Consider the following 6000-nt stretch of genomic DNA (forward strand, 5'->3'; position numbering starts at 1 on the left):
AATCACATCCTGTAATTACGCGAGCAATTCAGCTGAAATTGACCGAGTAAACGTGGGGCAAGTCACAGTTACTGTATTTTATGTAGTTTTATTACCAAAAAATGTCTTATGACAACTTGCCCTAGCGCTATATGACTCTATAATCATCTCATGTTCTTAATTAAAGTCGCTTTCATAATGATGTCAGCAACTAAGTTAAAGAAAAATAGCTTTAAACCATATCGGAGATAGACATGAGACAAGCACTAGTAATGGGTAACTGGAAACTAAACGCAACTAAAGCATCTGTAGAAGCTTTAATTAACGGTTTAGTTGATGCGGCAAAAGACAATGCGACTGTTGAAGTTGCAGTATGCCCTCCTGCTGTTTTTATCCCACAAGTTGAAGCACTAACTGCTGACAATGCAATTAGCTACGGCGCACAAGATTGTGACGTTAACACAGCTGGCGCATTCACTGGTGAAAACTCAGCAGTAATGTTAAAAGAATTCGGTTGTAAATACACACTTGTTGGTCACAGCGAACGTCGTGTTATTCACGGTGAATCAAACGAAGTTGTTGCTGACAAATTTGCAGTTGCACAAGAAAACGGTCTAGTACCAGTACTTTGTATCGGTGAAACACTAGAGCAATTCGAAGCTGGCGACACTAAAGCTGTTGTTGAAGCACAACTTCAAGCTGTTGTTACTAAGTCTGGTATCACATCGCTAAACAATGCAGTTATTGCATACGAACCAGTTTGGGCAATCGGTACTGGTAAAACAGCAACACCTGAAATTGCACAAGACATCCACGCTCACATCCGTTCATGGGTAGCAGAGCAAGATGCAGCTGTAGCAAACAAAGTTCAAATCCTTTACGGCGGTTCTGTTAAAGGCGCTAACGCGGCTGAATTATTCGGTCAAGCTGACATTGATGGCGGCCTAGTTGGCGGCGCTTCACTAGACGCTGTAGAATTCTCTAAAGTTATTGCTGGTGCTTCTGCATAGTTGCTTATCAAAAGCTAATGTAGAGAGAATACCTGCTCTGCATTAGTGATAAAAGTGTAGTAACGCTGATTTTAATAATTGCGTGTTACTACACTCCTTTCTTATTTAACTTATATTTATCAAAATGAAACAGCGCCAAGGCATTATTTTGTTTCACCAATAAAAGTTTCATATGAAAGCGTGATTGATATCACTTTAGTAATAAATAAGTCATAAAGACACAGAAAATAATAACAGACATAGTTATAATAAATTAATAGAAAGTAGCAGCAATAAATAAACTATAATTGGTGTGCTAAATAAATTAACCAGCGTGCTATCACCTGCTACGACAGTACTTTTATTCAATAAAAAAGTACTCTAACCCAATAAAAAAGTATCATCGATTGATATATTTGAGGCTTCAATGATTAAAAAAATAGGTGTTTTAACAAGTGGTGGTGATGCACCAGGTATGAATGCAGCAATCCGTGCCGTTGTTCGTGAAGGATTACATCTTGGCTTAGAAGTTTATGGTATTTACGATGGTTATGCTGGTTTACACGCTGATCGTATCGAGAAACTAGATCGTAAATCTGTTTCTGATGTCATTAACCGTGGTGGTACTTTCTTAGGCTCTGCGCGTTTCCCTGAATTTAGAGAAGAAAGCGTTCGTGAAGAAGCAATCAAGAATCTTAGAAAACACGATATCGATGCACTTGTTGTTATCGGTGGTGACGGTTCTTACATGGGTGCAATGAAACTAACTGAAATGGGTTTCCCATGTATCGGTATTCCTGGCACGATTGATAATGATATCCCAGGCACGACTTATACAATTGGTTTTGATACTGCACTAAACATCGTCGTAGATGCGATTGACCGTTTACGTGATACATCAACATCTCACCAACGTATCTCTATTGTTGAAATCATGGGCCGTTACTGCGGTGATTTAACCATGGGCGCTGCGGTTGCCGGTGGTGCAGAGTTCGTTGTTATTCCTGAAAAAGGCTACGATGAAGCTGATTTATTAGCACAGATCCAAGCAGGTATCGATAAAGGTAAGAAACATGCCATTATTGCTATGTGTGAGCATGTAACAGACGTTAACCAACTAGCGAAAGATATCGAAGCAGCAACAACGCGTGAAACTCGCGCAACTGTGTTAGGTCATTTACAACGCGGCGGCACACCAACAGCGCGTGACCGTATCATGGCAAGTCGTATGGGGTCATATGCGGTTAAATTATTAATAGCAGGTGAAGGCGGCCGTTGTGTTGGTCTAATGAACTCAGAAATGGTTCACCACGACATCATCGATTGTATTAACAATATGAAACGTCCGTTCAATCAAGAACTATTTGATCTGTCTGATTCATTATTCTAAGCACTTATAGAATAACATCTGTTTAGATTAAAATGATTTGCATAAAAAAGCGAAACCAACTTACCTTGGTTTCGCTTTTTACTATCTATACGCAGCGATCTATAAAGCGCTATCTATAGGGCCAATAACAGCCCGCTATCATTGCCATATATTAGCTATATACAACTAGAGTATTAATAACTAACGACTACTGTATTAATTGTTCACGCAGTTTCGCCACTTTATCGCGGGTTTCACCGGCTTTTTCAAACTCCAAATCTTGCGCATATTTATACATCTGCTCTTCTAAGCGCACTATCTCTTTACTCAGCTCTGCAGGGGTAAATATCGCATACGTCGCTTTCTGCTCGGCAATATGCATCATTTGCTGCTCTGGCGTTCTACCAATGTTGAGGCCATCACCCACCTTCTTCTTCAGCCCTGTTGGGGTAATACCATGTTTGATATTATGCTCATGCTGCAGTGCTCGACGACGCTCCGTTTCGCTAATGGCTTTATCCATCGATTTGGTGATGCGATTGGCATATAAGATAGCTTTACCTTCCAAGTTACGTGCGGCGCGACCAATGGTTTGGATCAGTGAACGTTCAGAACGTAAGAAACCTTCTTTATCAGCATCAAGAATTGCCACTAAAGAAACCTCAGGCATATCTAAACCTTCACGCAGTAAGTTAATGCCAACTAGCACATCAAACTTACCTAACCGTAAGTCTCGGATGATCTCGACACGTTCAACGGTATCAATATCAGAATGCAGGTAACGTACTTTCACACCGTGATCAGCAAGGTATTCAGCTAAATCTTCAGACATACGTTTGGTTAATGTCGTTGCTAGTACCCTTTCGCCTTTCTCAACGCGAATATTAATCTCACTGAGGAGATCATCAACTTGGGTATCAACCGGGCGCACTTCAATGATTGGATCTAACAATCCAGTCGGACGTACAAGCTGCTGTACTATTTCGCCTTCACAGCGATCAAGCTCATACTGACTCGGCGTCGCAGAAACATATAAGGTCTGCGGTGAAATAGATTCAAACTCTTCAAACTTAAGCGGTCTGTTATCCAATGCCGACGGTAGACGGAAACCAAATTCAACCAAGGTTTCTTTACGCGAGCGGTCACCTTTATACATGGCGCCAATCTGTGGCACAGTAACGTGTGATTCATCAATAACCAACAAACCGTCATCTGGTAAATAGTCCAGCAAGGTCGGAGGCGCATCTCCAGGAGTGCGCCCAGAGAGGTAGCGAGAGTAGTTTTCAATACCCGAGCAATAACCCAGCTCTTGCATCATTTCGATATCAAACTGCACTCGCTGACTGACGCGCTGTTCTTCAATGAGCTTATTAGCTGATAATAATTGTTTTTTACGCTCTGACAATTCCACTTTGATATGTTCAATCGCTGCTAATATCTTTTCTCTTGGCGTAACGTAGTGCGTTTTCGGGTAGATAGTGGCACGCTCTACTGATCTTTCAACCGCACCAGTTAGCGGATCAAAGTAGCTGATACGCTCAATTTCGTCATCAAACATTTCAATGCGTACTGCGTGTTTGTCTGACTCTGCTGGGTAAACGTCTATTACTTCACCGCGTACACGGAATGTAGAACGTTTAAAGTCCATGTCATTACGGGTGTATTGCAATTCCGCTAAACGGCGGATGATACTGCGCTGGCTAATCACTTCACCCACAGAGACATGCAGCATCATTTTTAGATATGACTCAGGATCACCCAAACCATAAATAGCTGAAACAGAGGCAATCAGGATCACGTCACGACGTTCTAACAAGGCTTTAGTGGCTGATAGGCGCATTTGCTCGATATGAGCGTTTACCGCAGCATCTTTTTCAATAAAGGTATCTGTGCTCGGTACGTAGGCTTCTGGTTGATAATAGTCATAATAAGAAACAAAGTACTCTACCGCGTTATTAGGAAAGAATTCTTTCATCTCAGCATAAAGCTGCGCGGCAAGGGTTTTGTTGGGTGCCATTAGTAATGTCGGACGATTTAATTTCGCGATCATATTGGCGACAGTATAGGTTTTACCTGAGCCTGTGACACCGAGCAAGGTTTGGCTGGCGACACCGGCATTAAAACTATCAACCAGCTTTTCAATCGCTTGAGGCTGATCACCGCTAGGGGTATATTCAGAACATAAATCGAATAAAATCGTCATTATTTAAGATCACAACTTGGCTTATAAATTATATATTTCCATAATACCAATTTACACTTAGGGCGCCAGAACAATTATCACCTTCATTATGATTGTTTATTGGCTAAAACTAGAATAATCATTCTAAAACCATGAGTAAAAACCAAATGTCAAGCAGTTATCAACAATTGGAATGAAAAAATATTTTCAGTGGTTGTTTTTGATACAGAGATTAACCAGCGTTATTAAACAGGCTCTAAAAAAGCCACCAGAAACAAGTTAAACAACTGATTTACATCAAGTAAAACACTTAACAAGGTTGCCTTTATACAGTGAGTTAAAATCGCTTAAAATGTACAGATATAGTTTCTACATATTTAATCAACAGAGTTATCCACAGATTTAGTGGATAACTTAAATAAAAGTGCCATATTTCAAGGTTAACCCCAAAAGGGGACACTCCGTTCTATTTATGATTATGGAGTAGCTACAAATATTTATCTACATAGAAGAAAACATTTTTAATTTAGTATAAGAAAAGGCAATGATCTTTTAACGTAGGAAATACAGTCAATCTTTGATCCTTATATGTATAAATCAATTGTTTACTTAAAACACGCTATCAATATTTCTTGACCATCATCGCTCAGTTATTCGACAAACAAATCGCAAAAGACATTTTTGCCTGTTTTATCATTGACACTAGAATCATCTGACCTTAATATTCGCCCCGTCTTCGAAACAAAGACAAGTAATTCCCCTTTAGTTCAGTTGGTAGAACGGTGGACTGTTAATCCATATGTCGCTAGTTCGAGTCTAGCAAGGGGAGCCAATTTAAATAGTATATGGCACTTTATTTTATATAGATAATTGCGGTATATTAGCTTCACGAGAAGCACACAATTTATTCCCCTTTAGTTCAGTTGGTAGAACGGTGGACTGTTAATCCATATGTCGCTAGTTCAAGTCTAGCAAGGGGAGCCAATTTCTTTAATATAAAGAACCAAGAATAATAGTATATTGCGATGACCTATGAAGTGTTATTGCGGTGTATTAGCTTCACGAGAAGCACACAATTTGTTCCCCTTTAGTTCAGTTGGTAGAACGGTGGACTGTTAATCCATATGTCGCTAGTTCAAGTCTAGCAAGGGGAGCCACATTTTCTTTCTTTCATTAGAAAGTAACGGTTAGTGATTTACGCTAGGTAAATTATTGATCGGCTTCATCAGAAGCACACAATTTGTTCCCTTTTAGTTCAGTTGGTAGAACGGTGGACTGTTAATCCATATGTCGCTAGTTCAAGTCTAGCAAAGGGAGCCATATTCTCTTTCTTTTATTAGAAAGTAACAGTTAGTGATTTATTAGATAATGTAAATTATTAATTGGCTTCGTGAGAAGCACACAATTTGTTCCCCTTTAGTTCAGTTGGTAGAACGGTGGACTGTTAATCCATATGTCGCTAGTTCAAGTCTAGCAATGGG

The 6000-nt window shown here is 39.9% G+C and carries 3 protein-coding genes and 4 tRNA genes; 6 read left to right on the plus strand and 1 reads right to left on the minus strand.

The window, feature by feature from the left end:
• The first annotated feature begins 233 nt into the window (after positions 1–233).
• Together tpiA and pfkA are read left to right on the plus strand one after the other, a co-directional pair.
• Positions 234–989: a triose-phosphate isomerase gene (tpiA, locus tag QNK26_RS04035; RefSeq protein WP_319220979.1), complete on the plus strand. Its 756-nt coding sequence runs from the start codon at positions 234–236 to the stop codon at positions 987–989.
• A 406-nt stretch (positions 990–1395) separates the two neighbouring features.
• Positions 1396–2358 (plus strand): 6-phosphofructokinase, encoded by a 963-nt coding sequence (pfkA, locus tag QNK26_RS04040; protein ID WP_319220980.1) that lies wholly within the window; start codon positions 1396–1398, stop codon positions 2356–2358.
• Positions 2359–2545: 187 nt separating this feature from the next.
• Here the strand turns inward: pfkA and uvrB are convergent, their stop codons facing one another.
• The gene (gene uvrB / locus QNK26_RS04045; RefSeq protein WP_319220981.1) at positions 2546–4540 is read right to left on the minus strand and encodes an excinuclease ABC subunit UvrB; all 1995 of its coding nucleotides are present in this window, start codon (positions 4538–4540) and stop codon (positions 2546–2548) included.
• Between the two features lie 735 nt (positions 4541–5275).
• On the opposite strand from uvrB, the gene QNK26_RS04050 reads away from it, so the two are divergent.
• From QNK26_RS04050 to QNK26_RS04065, 4 genes are all read left to right on the plus strand, one after another.
• A tRNA-Asn gene (locus QNK26_RS04050) sits at positions 5276–5351 on the plus strand.
• Positions 5352–5427: 76 nt separating this feature from the next.
• Positions 5428–5503, plus strand: a tRNA-Asn gene (locus tag QNK26_RS04055).
• 97 nt (positions 5504–5600) lie between these two features.
• Positions 5601–5676 (plus strand) — tRNA-Asn (locus tag QNK26_RS04060).
• Between the two features lie 87 nt (positions 5677–5763).
• A tRNA-Asn gene (locus QNK26_RS04065) sits at positions 5764–5839 on the plus strand.
• Positions 5840–6000 lie beyond the last annotated feature (161 nt).

Origin of the sequence: Moritella sp. (genome assembly GCF_033791185.1) — a bacterium.
Lineage (GTDB): Bacteria > Pseudomonadota > Gammaproteobacteria > Enterobacterales > Moritellaceae > Moritella.

What these genes read in the sequence shown, in the direction of transcription:
- tpiA (WP_319220979.1), top strand. Translation starts at nt 234, where the DNA reads ATGAGACAAGCACTAGTAATGGGTAACTGGAAACTAAACGCAACTAAA.
- pfkA (WP_319220980.1), top strand. Translation starts at nt 1,396, where the DNA reads ATGATTAAAAAAATAGGTGTTTTAACAAGTGGTGGTGATGCACCAGGT.
- uvrB (WP_319220981.1), bottom strand. Translation starts at nt 4,540, where the DNA reads ATGACGATTTTATTCGATTTATGTTCTGAATATACCCCTAGCGGTGAT.